Annotated in this window: 24 protein-coding genes; 18 read left to right on the top strand and 6 right to left on the bottom strand. The window is 67.0% G+C overall.

What is annotated here, in order from left to right; translation table 11 throughout:
* Positions 1-891, bottom strand: a complete 891-nt coding sequence (locus AC1REM_RS12630) for an EamA family transporter (protein WP_492514926.1) — start codon at positions 889-891, stop codon at positions 1-3.
* 78 nt (positions 892-969) lie between these two features.
* Between AC1REM_RS12630 and AC1REM_RS12625 the strand changes: the two genes are divergently transcribed.
* Positions 970-1839: a LysR family transcriptional regulator gene (locus AC1REM_RS12625; protein ID WP_492514925.1), complete on the top strand. Its 870-nt coding sequence runs from the start codon at positions 970-972 to the stop codon at positions 1837-1839.
* A gap of 3 nt (positions 1840-1842) precedes the next feature.
* On the opposite strand, the gene glpK is transcribed toward AC1REM_RS12625, so the two are convergent.
* Together glpK and AC1REM_RS12615 are read right to left on the bottom strand one after the other, a co-directional pair.
* On the bottom strand, positions 1843-3357 hold the full coding sequence (glpK, locus tag AC1REM_RS12620) for a glycerol kinase GlpK (protein WP_492514924.1): 1515 nt from the start codon (positions 3355-3357) through the stop codon (positions 1843-1845).
* 47 nt (positions 3358-3404) lie between these two features.
* Complete coding sequence (locus tag AC1REM_RS12615) at positions 3405-5114, bottom strand: glycerol-3-phosphate dehydrogenase/oxidase (RefSeq protein WP_492514923.1); 1710 nt, start codon at positions 5112-5114, stop codon at positions 3405-3407.
* A 100-nt stretch (positions 5115-5214) separates the two neighbouring features.
* Here AC1REM_RS12615 and AC1REM_RS12610 point away from each other — a divergent pair, with 100 nt between their 5' ends.
* Positions 5215-6189 carry a sugar-binding transcriptional regulator gene (locus AC1REM_RS12610; RefSeq protein ID WP_492514922.1) on the top strand — a complete coding sequence of 325 codons (975 nt, stop codon included), beginning with the start codon at positions 5215-5217 and terminating at the stop codon, positions 6187-6189.
* 1 nt (position 6190) lies between these two features.
* On the opposite strand, the gene AC1REM_RS12605 is transcribed toward AC1REM_RS12610, so the two are convergent.
* Entirely contained in the window at positions 6191-7330 is a 1140-nt protein-coding gene (locus AC1REM_RS12605; protein WP_492514921.1) for a glutamate--cysteine ligase, read from the bottom strand.
* A 221-nt stretch (positions 7331-7551) separates the two neighbouring features.
* On the opposite strand from AC1REM_RS12605, the gene rpsP reads away from it, so the two are divergent.
* The 4 genes from rpsP to trmD are packed head-to-tail and all read left to right on the top strand — an operon-like array spanning position 7552 to position 9546.
* The gene (rpsP, locus tag AC1REM_RS12600) at positions 7552-7980 is read left to right on the top strand and encodes a 30S ribosomal protein S16 (RefSeq protein ID WP_492514920.1); all 429 of its coding nucleotides are present in this window, start codon (positions 7552-7554) and stop codon (positions 7978-7980) included.
* 5 nt (positions 7981-7985) lie between these two features.
* Entirely contained in the window at positions 7986-8216 is a 231-nt protein-coding gene (locus AC1REM_RS12595; protein ID WP_492514919.1) for an RNA-binding protein, read from the top strand.
* Positions 8216-8827, top strand: a complete 612-nt coding sequence (rimM, locus tag AC1REM_RS12590) for a ribosome maturation factor RimM (RefSeq protein ID WP_492514918.1) — start codon at positions 8216-8218, stop codon at positions 8825-8827. Before AC1REM_RS12595 ends, rimM begins: the two co-directional genes overlap by 1 nt.
* 14 nt (positions 8828-8841) lie before the next feature.
* Positions 8842-9546 (top strand): tRNA (guanosine(37)-N1)-methyltransferase TrmD, encoded by a 705-nt coding sequence (trmD, locus tag AC1REM_RS12585; protein ID WP_492514917.1) that lies wholly within the window; start codon positions 8842-8844, stop codon positions 9544-9546.
* A 28-nt stretch (positions 9547-9574) separates the two neighbouring features.
* Here the strand turns inward: trmD and map are convergent, their stop codons facing one another.
* The gene (gene map / locus AC1REM_RS12580; protein WP_492514916.1) at positions 9575-10357 is read right to left on the bottom strand and encodes a type I methionyl aminopeptidase; all 783 of its coding nucleotides are present in this window, start codon (positions 10355-10357) and stop codon (positions 9575-9577) included.
* 103 nt (positions 10358-10460) lie between these two features.
* Between map and AC1REM_RS12575 the strand changes: the two genes are divergently transcribed.
* From AC1REM_RS12575 to AC1REM_RS12535, 9 genes are all read left to right on the top strand, one after another.
* Positions 10461-11012, top strand: a complete 552-nt coding sequence (locus AC1REM_RS12575; RefSeq protein ID WP_492514915.1) for an MFS transporter permease — start codon at positions 10461-10463, stop codon at positions 11010-11012.
* A 176-nt stretch (positions 11013-11188) separates the two neighbouring features.
* Positions 11189-11536 (top strand): 50S ribosomal protein L19, encoded by a 348-nt coding sequence (gene rplS / locus AC1REM_RS12570; protein ID WP_204937461.1) that lies wholly within the window; start codon positions 11189-11191, stop codon positions 11534-11536.
* A 119-nt stretch (positions 11537-11655) separates the two neighbouring features.
* Positions 11656-12396 (top strand): signal peptidase I, encoded by a 741-nt coding sequence (lepB, locus tag AC1REM_RS12565; RefSeq protein WP_204937460.1) that lies wholly within the window; start codon positions 11656-11658, stop codon positions 12394-12396.
* The gene (gene rnhB, locus AC1REM_RS12560) at positions 12396-13055 is read left to right on the top strand and encodes a ribonuclease HII (protein ID WP_492515489.1); all 660 of its coding nucleotides are present in this window, start codon (positions 12396-12398) and stop codon (positions 13053-13055) included. Before lepB ends, rnhB begins: the two co-directional genes overlap by 1 nt.
* A 54-nt stretch (positions 13056-13109) precedes the next feature.
* On the top strand, positions 13110-13436 hold the full coding sequence (locus tag AC1REM_RS12555) for a DUF2469 family protein (protein ID WP_204937459.1): 327 nt from the start codon (positions 13110-13112) through the stop codon (positions 13434-13436).
* 101 nt (positions 13437-13537) lie between these two features.
* Positions 13538-13897, top strand: coding sequence for a YraN family protein (locus AC1REM_RS12550; protein WP_492514914.1), 360 nt, complete (start codon positions 13538-13540; stop codon positions 13895-13897).
* On the top strand, positions 13894-15423 hold the full coding sequence (locus tag AC1REM_RS12545) for a YifB family Mg chelatase-like AAA ATPase (RefSeq protein ID WP_492514913.1): 1530 nt from the start codon (positions 13894-13896) through the stop codon (positions 15421-15423). Before AC1REM_RS12550 ends, AC1REM_RS12545 begins: the two co-directional genes overlap by 4 nt.
* A complete protein-coding gene (dprA, locus tag AC1REM_RS12540) occupies positions 15420-16598 on the top strand; it encodes a DNA-processing protein DprA (RefSeq protein WP_492514912.1) in 1179 nt (392 codons plus the stop codon). Before AC1REM_RS12545 ends, dprA begins: the two co-directional genes overlap by 4 nt.
* Before the next feature lie 21 nt (positions 16599-16619).
* Complete coding sequence (locus tag AC1REM_RS12535) at positions 16620-17522, top strand: tyrosine recombinase XerC (RefSeq protein ID WP_492514911.1); 903 nt, start codon at positions 16620-16622, stop codon at positions 17520-17522.
* Positions 17523-17540: 18 nt separating this feature from the next.
* On the opposite strand, the gene AC1REM_RS12530 is transcribed toward AC1REM_RS12535, so the two are convergent.
* Positions 17541-18089: a murein hydrolase activator EnvC family protein gene (locus tag AC1REM_RS12530; protein ID WP_492514910.1), complete on the bottom strand. Its 549-nt coding sequence runs from the start codon at positions 18087-18089 to the stop codon at positions 17541-17543.
* Positions 18090-18388: 299 nt separating this feature from the next.
* On the opposite strand from AC1REM_RS12530, the gene rpsB reads away from it, so the two are divergent.
* The 3 genes from rpsB (at position 18389) to pyrH (ending at position 20949) form a co-directional block, all read left to right on the top strand.
* Entirely contained in the window at positions 18389-19270 is an 882-nt protein-coding gene (gene rpsB / locus AC1REM_RS12525; protein WP_492514909.1) for a 30S ribosomal protein S2, read from the top strand.
* A gap of 44 nt (positions 19271-19314) precedes the next feature.
* The gene (gene tsf, locus AC1REM_RS12520; protein WP_492514908.1) at positions 19315-20142 is read left to right on the top strand and encodes a translation elongation factor Ts; all 828 of its coding nucleotides are present in this window, start codon (positions 19315-19317) and stop codon (positions 20140-20142) included.
* 90 nt (positions 20143-20232) lie between these two features.
* On the top strand, positions 20233-20949 hold the full coding sequence (gene pyrH, locus AC1REM_RS12515) for a UMP kinase (RefSeq protein ID WP_492514907.1): 717 nt from the start codon (positions 20233-20235) through the stop codon (positions 20947-20949).
* The last annotated feature ends 41 nt before the right edge of the window (positions 20950-20990 follow it).

Here is a 20990-nt window from a genome sequence, read left to right as displayed (position 1 = left end):
TCAGGAGTGTGCGGCGACCAGCGCCGCTTGTGCGGATGATCGCCGCACCACGACCGGTCCGGCGACGAGTGCTGCGGCGACGAGTGCCAGCCCCACGCCCTGAATGACGGTGAAGGACTCACCCGCGACGAAGACACCCAGCAGGGTGGCGACGATGGGCGAGAGAAGCACGAGCAGCCCGGGTATGACGACCGGGAGCAGCTGGATGCCGCGGAACCAGAGCGTGTACGAGGCGAATCCGCCGACGGCGGCGAGCCATACGTAGCCGACGACGGCAGGGGTGTCGATCGTCTGCGGCACACCCTCCAAACCCAGCGTCAGCGGGAGCAGAAGCAACCCTCCCGCCGTGAGCTGCCACCCCGCGTAGGCGACAGCACCGACGCGCGGCGGTCGTCCCCACTTCTTCGTGAGGATGATGCCTGCGGCCGTCGCGCCGACGCCCGCGATCGCGGCGACGACGCCGAGCGCGTCAAGGCGCGAGGCCGGACCGAGCACGATGAGGGCGACGCCGGTCGTTCCTGCGGCTGCGGCGATCACCGCGGTGATGCGGGGGCGATCCTGCAGCACGAGCGCTCCCAGTGCCAGAAGAATCAGGGGCTGCACGCCGGCCACGGCCGCCGCGGCGCCGCCCGGGAGCCTCTCCGCTGCGAGAAAGAGCAGGGGGAAGAAGGCTCCGATGTTCAGGATGCCGAGGACTGCGGCCCGAAACCACCACGTGCCCTGTGGCAGTGCGCGGCCGATCGCGAGCGCGATGAGGCCCGCAGGCAGTGCACGGATAAGCGCGGCGAAGAGCGGATGTCCCGCCGGAAGCATCTCCGTGGTCACAAGGTACGTGGTGCCCCAGGTGATCGGGGCGAGCGCGGTGAGAGCGATCGTGGAGGCGCGATTCATATGTTCAGCCTCGCCGTCGATTGGTGATGAGTCCAAAGCATTGTTGTCATCTTTTTCATGAAGAGAGATCATGTATCTGTGGAACTGCAGCAAATGAGATACGTCGTTGAGGTCGCAGAGACGGGGAGCTTCACCCGGGCCGCCGAACGCTGTCACGTCACGCAGTCGGCGCTCAGCCACCAGATCGCGGCACTCGAGCGGACGATCGGCCAACGGCTCTTCGCGCGGACGAGCAGGAGCGTGCGCCTCACGGAGTCAGGGGAGGCATTCGTCTCGTCGGCACGTGTGGCGCTGGCTGCCGTGGAGAAGGCGGTGGAGGATGCGACGGCCGTCGCCGGACGCGTGACGGGAACACTTCGCCTCGGTGTCATCCCGACGGTCGTGGCTGTGGATGTGCCACGGGTGCTCGTGCGTTTCCGTGATGCGCATCCGCACGCCCGCGTGCAGCTCCAGGTGGGCAACAGTGACGAGATCAGCCGCGCTGTGCGGCAGGGTGACCTGGACGTCGGGCTCTTGGGCCTTCGGGAGCACGTGGAGCCCGCAGGTGTCGCCTCGCGGCTATTGCGGCGGGAGCGTCTGGTCGCGGCGCTGCCCTCCGGTCACCCGCTCGCGACTCGCGCACAGCTTGCGCTCTCGGACCTGAGCGATGCGGTGTTCGCCGACTTCCCCGCGGGAACGTCGGGAAGAGCGCAGAGCGATGCCGCCTTCGCCGCCGCCGACCTGCGCCGCGACGTGGCCTTTGAGATGGACAGCGCGCAGCATCTGCTCGGACTGGTCGCTGCGGGTCTCGCCGTCTCCCTCGTCGCAGATGCTGTGGCGGCTAAGGTGCCTGGTGTCGTGACGGTTCCGGTCAGTGACGGCCCTGTGCGGATCGAGTACGTGGTCTGGCCAGAACTCGCAGCGCGCACGGTGACGCGAGCCTTTCTGGCCGTGCTCGACGAGGAATGAGACCTAGCGAACGTCCTCGTCGACCCAGTCCATCGACTTCGTGACGGCCTTGCGCCACAGGCGCAGCTGACGGTCGCGCTCGACAGCATCCATCTGGGGCTCCCAGCGTCGGTCTTCCTGCCAATTGGCGGACAGTTCTTCAAGGTCGCGCCAGAAGCCGACCGCGAGGCCTGCCGCGTACGCCGCGCCGAGCGCCGTCGTCTCCGCGACGACCGGCCGCACGACCGGAACGCCGAGCATGTCGGCCTGGAACTGCATGAGCTCATCGTTCGCGACCATCCCGCCGTCGACCTTCAGCTCGCTCAGATCGACGCCGGCATCCGCGTTGACCGCGTCGAGCACATCGCGGGTCTGGAACGCGACGGCTTCGAGGGAGGCACGCGCGATATGGCTCTTGTTCGCGAAGCGGGTGAGTCCGACGATCGCCCCGCGTGCGTCCGACCGCCAGTACGGCGCGAACAGACCGGAGAAGGCAGGAACGATGTACACGCCGCCGTTGTCTTCCACCTGCCGAGCCAGTTCCTCGACCTCGGGCGCGGTCTGGATGATGCCCAGCTGGTCGCGCAACCACTGGATGAGCGACCCGGTGACGGCGATGGAGCCTTCCAGGGCGTAGTGCGCAGGAGCGTCACCGAGCTTGTAGCCAACCGTCGTCAGCAGCCCGTTCTCGGAGTGAACGATCTCCTCGCCGGTGTTGAAAATCAGGAAGCAGCCGGTGCCGTAGGTGTTCTTGCTCTCGCCCGCCGCGAAGGCGGCCTGACCGAACGTCGCGGCCTGCTGATCGCCGAGGATGCCCGCGATCGGGGTCTCCCGCAGAAGCGAACTGCTCTCGGCGGTGCCGTACACCTCAGAAGACGAGCGGATCTCCGGCATCATGCTGCGCGGGACACCGAAGACGTCGAGGATGTCGTCGCGCCACTCCAGCGTCTTGAGGTCCATGAACATCGTGCGGGACGCGTTGGTGACGTCCGTGACGTGCACGCCGCCGTCGGCGCCGCCGGTGAGGTTCCAGAGCACCCAGCAGTCCGTGGTTCCGAAGAGCAGATCGCCGGCGTCGGCCTTCTCACGTGCGCCGTCGACGTTCTCGAGGATCCAGGTGACCTTCGTCCCAGAGAAGTACGTGGCGAGCGGAAGTCCGACGATCGGGGTGAAGCGCTCGGTTCCGCCGTCCGCGGCCAGCCGATCGACGATCGCCTGGGTTCGGGTGTCCTGCCAGACGATCGCGTTGTACACGGGGACGCCGGTGTGACGGTCCCAGACGACGGTGGTCTCGCGCTGGTTCGTGATGCCGATTCCGGCGATGTCGTGTCTCGTGAGGTGCGCACGTGAGAGCGCCAGGCCGATCACCTCCTGGGTGTTCGCCCAGATCTCCGTCGCGTCATGCTCGACCCAACCGGCCTGCGGCAGGATCTGCTCGTGTTCCTTCTGACCGGTCGCGACGCGCGCGCCCGATCTGTCGAAGATGATCGCGCGGGTCGATGTCGTTCCCTGGTCGATCGCGAGGATGTAGTCGGCCATGAGCGCTCCTTGGTTCACCGTTGAAGAGGCAGAGACGGGGCTGCGTGCTACGCGTGTGCGCGCCCGGCGGCCCGGTACCCGTGCTGGGTCGCAAGCAGGCGCAGCGTGTCCTCGATCTCGTGATCGCGACGCACGGAGTCCCAGCCGAGCACTGGTGCGAGTGCGTCGGCCAGTTCCGTCAGCGACGAAGCGTCCGCATGCCCGGTGAACGCGAGGTTCGTGCGACGGAAGACGACATCGGCGAGCCGCGTCACCATCTCATTGTCGACCATCCAGGCGAGTTCCCGCGTGGACACCACGCCGCCGGCGAGCGGCTCATCGATGTCCTCGGAGACGATGCGCCAGACCTCAGCGGCCCGGGTGCCGTAACGGGCGAGCAGCTGTTCGGCCCGACCACCTGCTCCGGGAAGGTTCGCTGCGATCCAGGTGGCGCGCGCGGATGCGGTGCGCGGGTAGTCCCGTCCGCCGCCGATCGCTCGACCGGCGGTCGATACCGTGCGGGTGCGGCCGATGAGGTCCAGGACGACATCCGAGAGAGACTCGCCGAGTGCGCGGAAGGTCGTCCACTTGCCGCCGACGAGGCTCACGAGCGGTGCTTCGCCGGTCTCGTCGACCTCGATCCGATAGTCACGGGATACGAATCCGGGTGCGGTGTCCTCGTGCCGGGGAAGCGGGCGGATGCCGGAGAAGCGGTAGACGATCTGCTCCCGCGAGACGGGAATCGCGGGGAAGACATGCCGGATGAGTGCGAAGAAGTAGTCGACCTCTTCCTCCGTGCAGATGGCGGGCTCGCGGGGATCCGCATCGATGTCTGTGGTGCCCACCAGCACACGGTTCTTGAGCGGGTAGATCAGCACGATCCGACCGTCGTTGTGCTCGAAGAAGATCTCGCGTCCGCGCGTCGCAGCAAGCAGTTCAGGGTGGTCGAGCACGATGTGCGAGCCCTTCGTGCCGCCCATGAACCGCGTCTGGGCGCCGAGGGCGGCATTGGTGAGGTCTGTCCACGGGCCGGAGGTGTTCACCACGACATCGGCGGTGATCGAGAACGTCTCGCCCGACTCGCGGTCGTGCAGAGTCACCGTGCGTCCGTCGCGGCCCACGGCCTCGACGTAGTTCACCGCGAGGGCGCCGGGGTGCGCAGCGCGTCCGTCCTGGAGAACGTCGAGTGCAAGTCGCTCGGGGTCGTGCATCGACGCGTCATAGTAGGTCGCGGTGTACTTGATCGCCGGGTCGAGCGCCGGCAGCTCGGCGAGCGACTTGCGGCGGCCGAGGAAGCGGTGGCGCGGGACGCTCCCGCCGTCGCGCGAGAAGGTGTCGTAGATCGTCAGGCCGACCTTGATCAGGAATGCGCCGCGCTCCTTGGGTTTGCCGCCGCCGTGTCGGAGGAACCGCAGCGGAGCCGAGAGGATGCCGGAGAACGTGGAGTAGATCGGGATCGTGGTCTGCAGCGGCTTGACGTAGTGCGGTGCGATCTTGAGCAGGCCGTTGCGTTCCTGCACGGACTCCTTCACGAGACGGAACTCACCGTTCTCGAGGTAGCGGATACCGCCGTGGATCATGTGGCTGGATGCTGCGGAGGCCCCCGATGCGAAGTCGTCGCGCTCGACGAGCACCACGTCGACGCCCTGCAGGGCGAGTTCTCGGAACGTGGAGATGCCGTTGATTCCCGCGCCGATCACGAGCACACTCGTGCGACCGGCGTCGCGGATCGCGCGTACCTCGTCGCGCAGGGCAGTGGGTGGGGTAGGGGCAGGCATAGCTCTCTCCTCGGTTGCGTGCGTCTCCAGCCTTCCGACCTCCGGAGATATGCGCAACTCCACTGCACGAATGTGCAAGGATCGCCGAGAGGAGGATGAGATGAATGCGACCGAAGGCCCGCCGAGGGACCAGAAACTGATCGCCGCGCTCACCGCGGCGCAGCTCTACTACCTGCAGGATCGGACGATGGAATCGATCGCCCGTGAGCTCGGCACGTCTCGATCCTCGGTGTCGCGACTGCTCAGCTTCGCGCGCGAGAGCGGCCTGGTCGACATCCGCATCAACTCTCCGGTCGAGCGGGTCGACATGCTGGAGCAGCGTCTGCGCGACCGCTACCGGATCGCCGCGCACGTCGTTCCCATGCCGGAGATCGTGAGCGAGGTGGAGCGGCTGGAGCGCGTGGCGCTGACCGCGGGGCGGCTGGTGTCGCAGTTCATCGACTCGAACATGGTCGTGGGAGTCGCCTGGGGCTCCACTCTGAGCGCCGTCAGTCGCGGGCTCACGCACAAGGAGACACACAACACCACGGTCGTGCAGCTCAACGGCGCGGCTAACCCGCAGACGAGCGGCGTCGAGTATGCCAGTGACATCCTCCAGCGGTTCGGAAGCGCCTTCGGCGCACAGGTCCAGCAGTTTCCTGTGCCTGCCTTCTTCGACGACCCCGCGACGCGAGAGGCGATGTGGCGAGAGCGCAGCACACGGCGTGTGCTGCAGCTGCATTCCCAGATGGACGTGGCGATCTTCGGCCTCGGGTCTCCGGAAGCGGAGGTGCCCAGCCACGTCTACATGGGGGGATATCTAGGCAAGGACGACTACCGCAGTCTTCGGGAGGACCGCGCGATCGGCGATCTTGCCACCGTGTTCTTCCGCGCGGACGGCAGCTGGCGCGGCATCCGCCTGAATGCGCGCGCGACCGGACCGGATCTCGGCCGGCTGCGTCGCGTGCCCCGACGAGTGTGCGTCGTCGCAGGGCTTCCGAAGCTCACGAGCCTGCGGGCGGCGATCGCCGCGGATCTGGTGACTGATGTCGTGCTGGACGAGGGGCTGGCGCGCCGACTGTCGGAGGAAGGCTGAGTCAACCGCCGATCAGTCGGTCCGAGCGGAACTCGTCGATGAGATGCTGCACGACAGCGCGCAGATCGCCCGAGGCGTCCGCCACAGCCAGCTGGCGCGCGTAGCTCGCGCCGTCCTGGAGAATGGTCCGGATCGATGCGAATTCGGCGCCGCACCCCAGATCGTCTGCGATCGGCGCGAGTTCGCCGACGAGAGCGCCGAGGTGCTCGCGGACCGGGCGCTGTGTGCCGTCCGCGGCGATGATGACGGTCGCGTCGAGCCCGTATCGGGCCGCCCGCCACTTGTTCTCACGGTGGAACCAGGGGGGCAGCACCTCGAGCGTGTGACCGTCGTCCAGCTGACGGGACAGGTGCTCGACGAGGACCTGCACGAGGGCGGCGACCGCAGCGAGCTCGTGGAGCGTCGACATCCCGTCGCACGCGCGCACCTCGATCGTGCCCCAGCGGGGTGCCGGACGGATGTCCCAGCGGACTTCCGTGGCGTCGGCCATGACACCCGTCCGCTGCATGTCGTCGAGGTAAGACTCGAAGTCCTCCCAGGTGCGCAGCGGCCAGGGGAGACCAGCCGTCGGCAGCTGCTGGAAGACGAGTGCACGATTCGACGCGTATCCGGTGCGCTCGCCCGCCCAGAACGGGCTCGACGCCGAGAGCGCCTGCAGATGGGGCAGGTAGGTGCTGAGCGCGTTGATCAGCGGGATCACCTTGCGCTTGTCCTCCACGCCGACGTGGACATGGATGCCCCAGATCATCATGTTTCGCCCCCACCACTGGGTGCGCTCGATCAGCGTGTGATAACGCGTCTTGTCGGTCACCCGCTGGTCGTACCACTGCGCGAAGGGGTGGCTCCCCGCAGAGAGCAGGGCGATGCCGGCGGGTTCGGTGGCCGCGCGAACCTCCGCGATCGCCGCGGCGATATCGCCCACCGCCTGGGCGACGGTCTCACCGACCCCGCTGGTCACCTCGATCGTGTTCGTGAGGAGCTCGCCGGTCACGGTATGGCGTGCGTCCGCACTCTGCTCCTCGAGCGCTGTCAGAAGCTGGGGGGCTCGATCGACGAGGTCTCCGGTCATCGGATCGGCGAGCATGATCTCCCACTCGATGCCGACAGTCGAGCGCGCGGATTCTGCGAACGGGATCGTCACGTGCACAGTCTGGCACGCATGGTTGTGCGCGCAGAATGTCTGCGCGGATGCCGGCGCGCGCCGCGTTTCGCGTGACGCCGCCGAACGTGGCAGAATAGAGGGTCGGACGGCATGCTCGACCCTCTATCCAGCATGTCCATCCTCCTCAGAGCTTCCGCCGGGTGTGCACCCCACTCTCCAGGCGATCGGTTCAATACTTCGTTCACACATTCAGGAGAATCGTGGCTGTCAAGATTCGTCTCAAGCGCATGGGCAAGATCCGCGCGCCTTACTACCGCATCGTTGTCGCCGACTCGCGCACCAAGCGCGACGGTCGCGTGATCGAGGAGATCGGCAAGTACCACCCCACCGAGCAGCCCTCGTTCATCGAGGTCGACTCGGAGCGTGCACAGTACTGGCTGTCGGTGGGCGCTCAGCCGACCGAGCAGGTCACCGTTCTGCTCAAGATCACGGGCGACTGGGGCAAGTTCAAGGGTGACAAGGACGCAAAGTCCACCCTGCAGGTCGCAGAGGCCAAGGCAGAGTTCTCGGTTGATGCAGCCAAGAAGTCGGTCATCAAGCCCAAGACTGAGAAGAAGGAAGCCCCGGCTGAGGCCGAGGCTCCGGCCGACGCGGAGGCCGCTGAGGCCCCCGCCGCAGACGCCGAATAATCGTCGTGCTGGCTGCCGCGCTCGAACACGTCGTCAAGGGGATCGTCGATCACCCGGATGACGTTCATGTCACGTCTTCCACGTCGCCTCGCGGCGACCTCCTCGAGGTGCGTGTGCACCCCGATGACCGTGGACGCGTGATCGGGCGCGGCGGCCGCACCGCGAAGGCATTGCGCACGTTGCTGACGGCACTCGCCGACGGCCGTCGCGTGCGCATCGATGTAGCGGACGACTGATGGCCGCGCAGGAACGCGCAGGTGGTAAGAACCAGCTGCGGGTGGGTCGTCTTGTCAAGGCGCATGGGCTCAAGGGCGCCCTCAAGCTCGAGCTGTACACCGATGATCCCGCCGGTCGCTTCGTCCCCGGTGCGGAGTTCACGTTGCAGGTGCCCGAGGCATCTCCGTGGCACGGCAAGACAGTCACGGTCCGCGAGTACCGTGTCATGAACGGCAACCCCGTCGTGTTCCTTGAAGGTATCGACGACCGCAGCGCCTCGGAAGAGCTCGTCAAGGCGATCCTCTGGATCGACCAGGACGACGCCACCGAGCAGGCAGAGGATGACGCCTGGTATGACCACCAGCTCGTCGGTCTCGACGTCGTTCGCGATGATGTCGTCATCGGGCGCGTGGCACGCGTCGATCATTTCCCCGCACAGGATCTGCTGATCGTGCGTGTCGGCGAGAACGAGATCATGGTGCCGTTCGTCACCGCGATCGTTCCGACCGTCGACCTGACGGCCGGCCGCGTGATCGTGACGCCCCCGCCCGGACTCTTCGAAGAGCTGCCCGAGGCGGACGACACCCCCGACGCGAGCGCCGCAGCTGAGGCATCCGGCGACTCCGACTGATCCCAGGAGCCCCGATGCGCATCGACGTCGTCTCAATCTTCCCGTCGTACTTCGACGGACTCGCGCTCTCGCTGCTCGGCAAAGCCCGGGAGTCGGGCATCCTCGACATGCACGTCCACGATCTTCGCGACTGGACGTTCGACCGGCATCGCACGGTCGATGACACCCCCTATGGCGGCGGTGCCGGCATGGTCATGAAGCCCGAGCCGTGGGGGCTAGCGCTCGACCAGCTGGTCTCGACAGAGGCGGCGGATGCTGCCGCGCCGCGACCCACGATCATCTTCCCGTCGCCGGCCGGCGAGGTCTTCACCCAGGCGACGGCGCGCGATCTCTCCACGCGCTCGCATCTCATCTTCGGCTGCGGCCGCTATGAAGGCATCGACGAGCGCGTCTTCGAGTACGCCGGCACGATCGGCGAAGTGCGCCTGATCAGCCTTGGCGACTATGTGCTCAACGGCGGAGAGGTCGCGTCGATGGCGATGATCGAGGCGATCGGACGCCTGGTGCCTGGGGTGGTCGGAAACCCGGAGAGCCTTGTCGAGGAGTCGCATGAAGACGGACTCCTGGAGTACCCGTCGTACACGAAGCCGTCGAGCTGGCGTGAACGCGAGGTGCCGCCGATCCTCCTGAGCGGCAACCATGCCGCGATCGCGAAATGGCGCGCGGAGCAGCAGCTCGAGCGCACGCGGCGACGTCGCCCCGACCTGCTCGCAGACTGACGCGTGCAGGCCGAGGCCGCAGCGCCTTCTACTTGACCCCGAGGAACGAGCGATCCGTCAGGATGATCGGTCCGTCATCGGTGATCGCGATGGTGTGCTCGGAGTGTGAGCCGCGTGATCCGTCGACGCTGCGCAGGGTCCAGCCATCCGGGTCGGTGAACAGCTCGTTGGTCGTCGCAAGCAGCCAGGGCTCGAGCGCGAGGACGAGGCCGGCGCGCAGCGGGAAACCGCGTCCGGCGCGGCCGTCGTTGGCGACGTGCGGGTCGCCGTGCATGGTGCGGCCCACGCCATGTCCGCCGAAGTCGGTGTTGATCGAGTAGCCCTCGCCGTGGGAGACCTCCGCGATGGCCGCCGAGATGTCGCCGATGCGATTTCCGACGGTGGCTGCGGTGATCGCCGCATCCAGAGCGCGCTCGGTCGTGTCGATCAGGCGCAGATCCTCGTCTCGTGGCGTGCCGACGATGAACGACACGGCGGAGTCGGAGACCCAGCCATCGACGGAGACCGCGAAGTCCAGGGTGACGAGGTCACCGTCGCGCAGGGTGTAGTCGTGGGGGAGTCCGTGCAGTACGGCGTCGTTCACGGAGGTGCAGATGACCTTGCCGAAGGGGCTTGCGCCGAAAGAAGGGTGATAGTCGATGTAGCAGGACTCTGCGCCCGCCTTGCGGATCATCTCGTGCGCGCGCCGGTCGATGGAGAGGAGGTTCGTGCCCACCTTGGTCTCGTCGCGCAGGGTGGCCAAGGTCTCGGCCACGAAGCGTCCGGCCGCACGCATCTCTTCGATCTCGGCAGGGGTGCGCAGTTCGATCATCAGGGAAATCCTCTCGTCTGCTCTATTCTCCCTGATGCGCGCTCGAAGGATGCTCACAGCGAACTCCTGCCCGGCGGGAACCTCAGCGTCGTAACATCGCGGTATGTGGTTGCGAAAGGCGTTCTTCCGCTGGCTCTTCCCGGCGGCTGCGGTGCTGCCGCTGTGGCTGTTCATCGGCTGGGGGATCTTCCAGGCCGGTGGCTGGGCATTCGTCTGGGTGCTGCTGATGGCGGTGCCATCGGTGCTCATCGGACAGATCGTGCTGACGCTTCTCGTGCGTGCACGCCCGTCAGTGCGCGCAGAGCGCGCGGTGTCCTGGCTTGACGTGCTCGGGTTCGCAGTGTGGCATGCACTCATCATCGCGGTCGGGTGCTTTCCGCAGGGCTGGTTCGGGTGGGCTTTGGCGGGCGCGATCGTCGTGTTCCTCACCCTGTTCTGGTCTTCGCTCGCGCAGCTGTGGAATGACGCCCGCGGACGAGGAAGCGTCGTCATCACGGAGACCGCCTGGGTGCCTCCGTCCGGATCGCAGTCGCCCTTCGGGCCCGCCGCAGGCGAGCGCCCGGCGCCGACGGGCAACCGCGCGCAGAGTCACGATGTGTACGTGATCACGGAGGTGCGGGAGGACCCGCAGAACCCGTCCCGGCCATCGCCGTAGCCGGAGCAAAGCACCGTTTTGGTGCGGTCTGAGGATTCGTGGCAGAATAGCTGTTTGTGCCGTGATCCGGCTCTGCCTCAGGGGAGCCCGCGGACGCACTTGCGCCGTACAGCACACTCCACGTACCAATCCTTACCCATGCATCCGACCTGTGGCGAGTGCAGAGAGAGACGATCATGCAGATCCTCGACGTCGTTGACGCGGCTTCGCTCCGTTCCGACATTCCCGAGTTCTTCCCCGGCGACACCGTCAAGGTGCACGTGAACATCACCGAAGGTTCGCGTTCGCGTATCCAGGTGTTCCAGGGTGTTGTCATCGGCCGCCAGGGCGATGGCGTTCGCGAGACCTTCACGGTCCGCAAGATCAGCTTCCAGGTGGGCGTGGAGCGTATGTTCCCCGTGCACAGCCCGGTGATCGACCACATCGAGGTCGTCACCCGTGGTGACGTTCGTCGCGCGAAGCTCTACTACCTGCGCAACCTCCGTGGCAAGAAGGCCAAGATCAAGGAGAAGCGCGACCGCTAAGTCGCAGACTCTTCCAGCACCCCGGGACACGATGTCTCGGGGTGCTGTGTTTTCGGGAAGATATGCGAACCTGGGAGGTGTCGTCGTGCGGACGGCAGTTTTCCCCCTGAAGGACGTCGATGACACACGAGAATGCCGCCACCAGGAGCAGACTCCGCCGGAAGGCCTCGCATCGAGGGTGGCTCGTCTTCCTCCGGGACATCCTGGTGATCGTCGTGATCGCCGTGCTGGTGTCGTTCCTGGTCAAGACGTTCGTCGTGCGCAGCTTCTTCATTCCGTCGAGCTCGATGGAGGACACCCTCCTCGTGAAGGATCGCATCCTCGTCGATGAGCTCACCCCTCGATGGACCGGATACGAGCGCGGCGACGTCGTCGTGTTCAAGGATCCGGGCGGATGGCTGCCGCCGGCGCCGCAGGTTCCGCCGCGCCCGCCGCTCGTGGAGGCAGGGGAGTGGCTGCTCGCTCTCGTGGGAATCGCCGCACCGGATTCTCATGACCATCTCGTCAAGCGGGTCATCGGGCTCCCCGGTGATCACGTGGTCTGCTGCAACGCGCTGGGGCAGATCACGGTGAACGGCTCGCCGATCGACGAGTCCGCCTACCTGAAGCTGCCACCCGGCGACACCGCGGCCTCCAACGTCGACTTCGACGTCACCGTGCCGGATGATGCGGTGTGGGTGCTCGGCGACAATCGTGACCGCTCGCAGGACTCCCGGTTCCACCAGGAGCAGCCCACGGAGGGCTTCGTCCCCCTGCCGAACGTCGTCGGACGCGCCTTCATCATCACGTGGCCATTCGAGCGCATCGGCGGCATCGACGGACATCACTCCGTCTTCAACGGCGTGCAGGATCCGGAATGATGGCCGTGGTCAGCCCCACGCTGACGTTGGAACGTCGGCTGCTCCGCGAGTACACGACGATCATCGCACTCGATGAGGTGGGGCGCGGTGCGCTGGCAGGGCCGGTTGCCGTGGGCGCTGCGCTGATGGATGCTGCCGGCGCACGCCGCCGCGTTCCGGAGGGTCTGCGCGACTCGAAGCTCGTCACGGAGAAGCGTCGCCCTGACGTCGCCGCACGTGCTCAGGCGTGGGTGCAGGGCAGCGGCATCGGCTGGTCCTCGGCCGCTGAGATCGATCAGGTCGGCATCATGCGCGCGCTCGGGCTCGCTGCATCGCGTGCGATTCTCGCGGTGAGCGCGTCAGGGGTCGACCTGAGCACGACGCTGATCATCCTCGACGGAAACCACGACTATGTCTCCGCCGTGCACCCCGAACGGCTCACCGTGCGCTCCATTGTCAAGGGCGACCGCGACTGCGCGTCGGTGTCTTCTGCCTCGGTGATCGCGAAGGTCGCCAGGGACACTCTCATGCAGGAACTGCATGCGCAGCATCCGGCGTATCAGTGGGACCGGAACAAGGGTTACGCGAGTCAGGAGCACCGGGATGCGATCCGCGCCGGTGGATTGAGCCCGTACCACCGGGCCTCCTGGGCGATTGCTGACGCCCCGACGCTTTTCTGACCTGCCTGGCGGCGGCCTCCGTTGCCTGCAAAGGTCTTCTAGGATGGAAGAACCATGGATGACGAAGCTTTCGACGACTACGACCGCGAGCTGGAGCTCGCGCTGTACCGCGAGTACCGCGACGTCGTTTCCCAGTTCCAGTACGTGATCGAGACCGAGCGCCGCTTCTACCTCGCGAACGAGGTCAACGTCGTGCGCCGCGACACCGAGCACGACTTCTACTTCGAAGTCGCGATGACGGATGTCTGGGTGTGGGACATCTACCGCGCTGATCGATTCGTGAAGTCGGTGCGTGTGCTGACGTTCAAGGACGTCAACGTCGAGGAGCTCTCGCGCCGCGAGTTCGAGCTCCCGCAGGAGCTGTCGCTCGACGGCGAGTGAACCGCTGACGCGAGTTCTGCACATCCGGGCGTGAACCTGGATTCTCCAGCATTCTCGCCTTCGCCGATTTCTACCGTGCGCCGCCCCGCGAGCGTGGTGGCATGGCACGGAAAGACGACTTGGGTCGCGCAGGAGAAGACCGCGCGGCCTCCTATCTGACGGCGCGGGGCTACCGCATCGTCGAGCGCAACTGGCGGTGCGCGCAGGGCGAGATCGACATCATCGCGACGCGCGATGGTGTCGTGACCTTCATCGAGGTCAAGACACGGACGAGCACCGCCTTCGGTCACCCCTTCGACGCGATCGACGCACGCAAACGGGAACGGATGTGGCGTCTCGCCTACGCCTGGGCAGGGACGAACCCGGGCGGTGGCGCCCGACCATTGCGATTGGGCGTGATCGGGATCATCGGCGCGGACCCTGCACGCGGAACGATCGAGCACCTTGAGGATCTTCGATGACCACGGCCCGCACCTGGGCGGTCGCCTTCTCCGGGATCGCAGGGCACCTCGTCGAAGTCGAAGCCGATCTCTCTAATCAAACGCCGGGATTCTCCCTGGTGGGTCTCGCTGATCGCGCACTGAGCGAGGCGGTGAGTCGCGTCCACAACGCGTGTAAGAACAGCGGGATCGAGCTTCCGCATCGGCGACTCACGGTCAACCTGTCACCTGCGAGTCTGCCCAAGCACGGTTCTGCGTTCGATCTCGCGATCGCGGTCGCCGCGCTGTCGACCGAGGGAGCGATGGATGCGGCCTCCGTCGCTCGCACGGTGCACATCGGCGAGCTGGGCTTGGATGGGCGCCTGCGTCCGGTGTCCGGTGTTCTACCTGCCGTGCGCGCGGCACGGGACGCCGGATTCGGGCGCGTGATCGTGCCGCACGCGAACATGCGCGAAGCCGAGCTGGTCAGTGGGATCGACGTGCGCGGGTACGGATGCCTTGGCGAGGTCGCGGCCTTTCACGGCGCCGAGGTCGACGTCCCGGATGTCGAGCCGATCCGCCTTGCCGAGATGCGCGCTCCTGCGGCGGCGCCACCCGATCTGAGTGAGGTCGTCGGCCAACCTGAGGCGGTGTCGGCGCTGCTGGTCGCGGCAGCCGGCGGTCACAACATGCTGCTGAGCGGCCCGCCGGGGGCCGGTAAGACGATGCTGGCGCGCCGTCTGCCCGGAATCCTGCCGGAGCTCGATGAGGAGGAGGCGCTCGAGGTGGCGGCCGTGCGTTCGCTCGCGGGTGAGCCGATTCAGACGCTGGGACGAGAGGCACCGTTCGTCGCGCCGCACCACGGCGCATCTCTCGCCGCACTCGTCGGCGGCGGCACGCGCCAGGCCCGGCCCGGCGCGATCGTGCGGGCGCACAGGGGGATTCTGTTCCTCGATGAGGCGGCGGAGTTCTCCGGTGTGGCATTGGACGCGCTGCGTCAGCCCCTCGAATCGGGGACGATCGAGATCCACCGAGCGGGTTTCATCGCGGCGTTTCCTGCCCGCTTCCAGTTGATTCTCGCAACCAACCCCTGTCCCTGCGGTCTCTACGGCGTCGCGGGGGAAGAGTGCATCTGTCCGCCGTCCGCGATCCGGCGGTACGCCGCTCGGCTCTCCGGTCCGCTCCGCGACCGCCTCGACATCGAGGTGCACGTGACGCGGGTGACCTCGATCCATGCGCCGGAGCTCGGCCAGGGAGTGGTGAGCACGGCCGAGGCGCAGGATCGTGTCCGGCTCGCCCGCTCCCGAGCGCGTGAACGGTGGGCAGGGACACCCTGGCGCCTGAATGCGGAGATCCCCGGATCCTGGCTCCGTCAGGGGGAGTACCGACTCGACCGTCACACCCGGGCGGCACTGGACCTTGCGCTGCAGCGTGGGTCGCTCACACTGCGTGGATACGACCGCGTTCTGCGACTGGCGTGGACGCTCGCCGACCTTGACGGCGAAACGATGCCGGCGATTGAGCATGTCGGTCGTGCGCTCTTCCTCAAGAAGGGACTCGTTCTGTGACCCCCGCGCCGCAGGCGGTCCTGCACGACGACGATGTTCGTCGTGCAGCAGCCGCGCTGCGCTCCGATCGTCCGCTCGACGACCTCATCGCACGGGTGATCTGGGGCGTCCTCACCGAGCCCGGTGACGGCACCGCGGGAGCACTGGTCGCGCAGTTCGGTCCGCTGGAGGCGTTGCAACTGGCATTCGGCGCGGACGCGGATGTGGAGCACCATCGCGCTTTGCGAGATGGCCGGAAGCGCTGGCTCCCGCGATGGGACACGGCGCTGATCCGCGCGTCCATGGAGGCGGCGTTGCGATGCCGAGCCCAGCTGCTGCTGCCGGGAGACGCCGCATGGCCGGCGGGGCTCGATGACCTTGATGGCCACGCGCCGCACGTGCTGTGGGCGCGGGGGGACGCGGGCGCGCTTGGGCGTGCGCACGGTGCCGTCGCGATCGTCGGCGCGCGTGCGGCGACCGCGTACGGCGAGCATGTCGCTGCCGACTTCGCTGGCGGGCTGACCGATCGCGGCTTCCTCGTCATCTCGGGCGGGGCCTATGGCATCGACGGTGCTGCGCACCGGGCGGTGCTGCGCGCCGGGGGAGAGACCATCGCTTTCCTGGCGGGAGGAGTGGATCGCGCGTATCCCGCCGGGCACGCGCAACTGCTGCAGAGCATCGCAGGTTCGGGTGCTGTCCTCAGCGAGGTTCCCTGTGGCACCGCGCCCACCAAGTGGCGCTTTCTCGCGCGCAACAGGCTGATCGCGGCGGCGGCGCGTGCGACTGTGGTCGTCGAGGCGGGAGCGCGCAGCGGCTCGTTGAATACCGCAGGGCACGCCGCCTCGTTGGGGCGACCGCTAGGCGCGGTGCCAGGATCCATCACGAGTGCGGCCTCGATGGGCTGTCACCGCCTGCTCCGCGAGTACGACGCGCGATGTGTGACCTCGGTCAACGATGTCGTGGAGCTGATGGGACTGTCGCACGGGCTCGGAGAGGCAGCGTCGGTGCCACCGCGCGGACCGCACGACGCGGAGCTTGTGCGTCTCGGCGACGCGCTCAGCGCGCGCGCTCCGCGCGAGCCGCTGGATCTTGCTCGAAGATCGGGGCTCTCGATCGAGCGCGTGGAGGCACTGCTCGGGCTTCTGGCGCTGGAGGGCACGGTGCAGCGTGGCGCGGGCGGGTGGCGGCGGGTGTAGCCGGCACGGCATCCTGGAAGGGTGCGACTCTCGGAAGCATCCGTCCGCTTCACGACCCATCTCGCGCAGGTGCGTCGTCTTTCACCGGCGACCGTGCGCGCGTACCGCTCAGATCTCGCCGACCTGGGCGCGACGATGGGGGATCTTCCGGTCGCGGAGATCGGACTGGAAGAGTTGCGCGACTGGCTCTGGCAGGCCACACAACGAGGAGATGCCCGGGCGACGCTCGCTCGTCGTTCGGCGACCGCGCGTTCCTTCTTCGCCTGGGCGCACGACGAGAAACTGATCGAGGTGGATCCGAGTATCCGACTCGTGTCACCGAAACGTCCGCGCACCCTACCCCGGGTGGCCACCGCCGACGCTCTCGGCGACCTCCTCGCTGAGATGAGGGAAAACGCAGCCCAGGGTGATGCGATCGCACTGCGCGACCACGCGATTCTGGAATTGCTCTACGCCTCGGGTATCCGCGTCTCCGAACTCTGCGGTCTCGACGTCGACGACCTCGATCTCGATCGTTCAACCGCCCGTGTGCTGGGCAAAGGCGGGAAAGAGCGCGTCGTTCCCTTCGGGCGCCCCGCACGGGAGGCCCTCGACGCCTACCTTCGCCGCGGCCGGCCCGCACTGATGGCGCGCACTGCGCGTCCGAGCGCGGCGATCTTCCGCGGTGTGCGCGGAGGCGAACTGGGACCGCGGGCGGTGTATGAGCTGGTCGCGCGCACGCTCGGCCCGCGGATCGGCGCCGAAGCAGTGGGACCGCATGCGCTCCGTCACTCTGCGGCCACGCACCTGCTCGACGGAGGCGCCGACCTGCGAGCCGTGCAGGAGATGCTCGGCCATGCGAGCCTCGGAACGACCCAGATCTACACGCACGTCTCCGCGGAGCGCATCGCCGCCGCCTACAAGCTCGCCCACCCTCGGGCCTGAGGACTTCCCCGCCGAAGCTCAGCACCCTTCCGATCCGCAGGGAAGCAGGATCGCGCGCGGGACGCCACCGAACAACAGCATCGGATTCACATAGACGCCGTCACTGCGCACACCCACGTGCAGCGCACCGGCAGGGGCATGACCGCCGACATCGATCGTCCCCAGTTGCTCGCCTTCGCTGACGACCGTCCCCACGCTCACGGTGCTCAGGATCGGCTCGAACGAGGACACGAGCCCGTTGCCGTGGTCGATCGTGAGCACGGCCCGGTCTACGACGACGCCGCGAAACGCCACGACCCCGTCGGCAGGTGCATGCACCGCGGCATCGGTGCCCGGTGCGATGTCGATGCCGCGGTGTCCGGGCCCGTACGCGTGCGCGGGTGCGCGAAACGGCTCGACGACGACGCGCGCTCCGAGGAGGGGCCAGGACCAGTCGCGGTCGAACTCCTCCGGTATGCGCGGTATTTCGGCAGGGGTGGCGGTCGCGTGCGGGGAGAACGCGAGGGCGATCGCGGTCACCAGAAGCGTGACGGACAGCAGGCGATGGCGCCGGACGAGTGAGGGCATGCAGAGGATGCTCTCGTCCCCGCAGGTGCCCACGGTTCGCATCCGCGCGACTCGTGCGCAACCCCCGTGAATCCCGCGGCTGTGCAGGAAGCGCGTGCGCGGAGAGCGGGCCTCGCACTGATACACTTGTCACCGCATCTCGACTTCGAGGTGACTACGCGTGCCCACAGCGTTTACGTGGCGATCATCTCCCAGCGGTCCCTTTCCAGGGCGGGAGTGCGTCGGGCACCAGGACGAACGATCAACCGATCGACGTGACAACCCTACGGCGCACCGCGCCACAGACAAGGAGAACGACCATGGCCGTCGTTACCATCCGCCAGCTGCTCGACAGCGGCGTTCACTTCGGACACCAGACCCGTCGCTGGAACCCGAAGGGCAAGCGCTTCATCCTCACCGAGCGCAGCGGAATCCACATCATCGACCTGCAGCAGTCGCTCGGCTACATCGACAAGGCGTACGACTTCGTCAAGGAGACCGTCGCCCACGGTGGCACGATCCTCTTCGTCGGCACCAAGAAGCAGGCGCAGGAAGTTCTCGCAGAGCAGGCGACGCGCGTCGGACAGCCCTACGTCAACCAGCGCTGGCTCGGCGGCCTCCTCACCAACTTCTCGACGGTCTCCAAGCGTCTCGCACGCATGAAGGAGCTCGAAGAGCTGAACTTCGACGACCCCGCGTCGTCGCCGTTCACCAAGAAGGAGCTGCTGCTCAAGAAGCGCGAGCTCGACAAGCTGCACAAGTCGCTCGGCGGTATCCGCAACCTCACGAAGACCCCTTCGGCTCTGTGGGTCGTCGACGCCAAGCGTGAGCACCTTGCAATCGACGAGGCCAAGAAGCTCGGCATCCCCGTCATCGGCATCCTCGACACGAACGCCGACCCGGACGACTTCCAGTACCCGATCCCCGGCAACGACGACGCGATCCGCTCGGTCTCGCTGCTGACGCGCATCATCGCTGACGCTGCCGCTGAGGGTCTTCAGGAGAAGCACAACCCGGCTGGCGACGCTGAGCCGCTCGCGGAGTGGGAAGCAGAACTGCTTCAGGCATCGACCGAGGCTCCGGCCGAGGCCGCTGAGGCTCCGGCCGAGGCCGCTGAGGCTCCGGCCGAGGCCGCTGAGGCTCCCGCCGAGGCTGCGGAGGCACCGGCCGCTGAGGCCGAGGTCGCAGCGGACGCCAAGTAATCCCACCCACACGCACAACGAAACGAAGCAAGGAGCCACCACACATGGCCAACTTCAACATCGCCGACATCAAGGCTCTGCGTGAGCAGCTCGGCACGGGAATGGTTGACACCAAGAACGCTCTCGAAGAGGCGGAAGGCGACCTCCAGAAGGCTGTCGAGATCCTGCGCCTCAAGGGTGCGAAGGGCAACGCCAAGCGCGCTGACCGTTCCACCAGCGAGGGCCTGATTGCTGCTCGTGAGCAGGATGGCGCTGTGACGATCATCGAGCTCGCCTGCGAGACCGACTTCGTCGCGAAGAACGAGCGCTTCGGTGCGCTCGCAGACAAGGTCGCCGACGCTGTCGCCGCTGCCAAGGCCGATTCGGCCGAGGCCGCTCTGGCCGCTCCCGCGGGCGAGCAGACCGTCGCGCAGCTCATCTCCGAAGAGGCCGCCATCATCGGCGAGAAGGTGGAGCTGCGTCGCGTGCGCACCGTCACCGGTGACAACCTCTCGGTGTACCTGCACCGCACCAGCAAGGACCTGCCGCCGCAGATCGGTGTCGTCGTCGCTTACTCGGGTGATGACGCCGAGACCGCTCGCAGCATCGCGCAGCACATCTCGTTCGCGAACCCCACCTACCTCAGCCGCGAGGATGTCCCCGCAGCAGAGATCGAGAAGGAGCGCGAGATCGTCACCGAGATCTCTCGCAACGAGGGCAAGCCGGAAGCGGCTCTCCCGAAGATCGTCGAGGGTCGTGTCGCAGCGTTCGTCAAGCAGGTCTCGCTCCTCGAGCAGGACTACGCCAAGGACAACAAGCTCTCTGTCGCCCAGGTCGCGAAGGACGCCGGTATCACCGTGACAGACTTCGCGCGCTTCAAGGTCGGCGCGTAGCTCACACGAAGGGGTTCGGATCTTTCTGATCCGAACCCCTTCTTCGTGCGCACAGCACGGTATTTTTATTGCGACGAGAGGAACACAACCATGACGAAGACCACAGAGCGGCGCCGCGTCGTCCTCAAGCTCTCCGGTGAGGCTTTCGGCGGTGGACAGCTGGGTGTGAACCCCGACATCGTCAGCCAGATCGCCCGCGAGATCGCGGCAGCCACCGACCAGGTCGAGATTGCCGTCGTCGTGGGTGGTGGCAACTTCTTCCGCGGTGCTGAGCTCAGCCAGCGTGGCATGGACCGCGGTCGTGCGGACTACATGGGCATGCTGGGCACCGTCATGAACGCTCTCGCACTGCAGGACTTCCTCGAGCAGGCGGGTGCAGAGCCTCGCGTGCAGTCGGCGATCGCCATGACGCAGGTCGCAGAGCCCTACATCCCGCTGCGCGCGGAGCGCCACATGGAGAAGGGCCGTGTCGTGATCTTCGGTGCGGGAGCGGGGCTGCCGTACTTCTCGACCGACACGGTCGCCGCACAGCGTGCGCTGGAGATCAGCGCGCACGAGGTGCTCGTCGCCAAGAACGGCGTCGACGCCATCTACACGGCAGATCCGAACAAGGATGCCTCTGCCACGCGCATCGACACCGTGACCTACCGTGAAGCGCTGCAGAGTGGTCTCAAGGTCGTCGACTCGACGGCGTTCAGCCTCTGCATGGACAACGGCATGAACATGCGTGTGTTCGGCATGGAGCCCGCCGGCAACATCACGCGCGCGCTGCTGGGGGAGCCGATCGGCACCCTCGTCACCGCCTGAGCGACGCGCTCGCACACCGGGGCGACAGGGTCGCCCGACTA

The sequence above is a fragment of the Microbacterium sp. GW823-FHT02G05 genome (assembly GCF_058797175.1).
The sequence above is the reverse complement of the archived record's forward strand: the minus strand, read 5'-3'. Positions and strand labels throughout refer to the sequence as shown.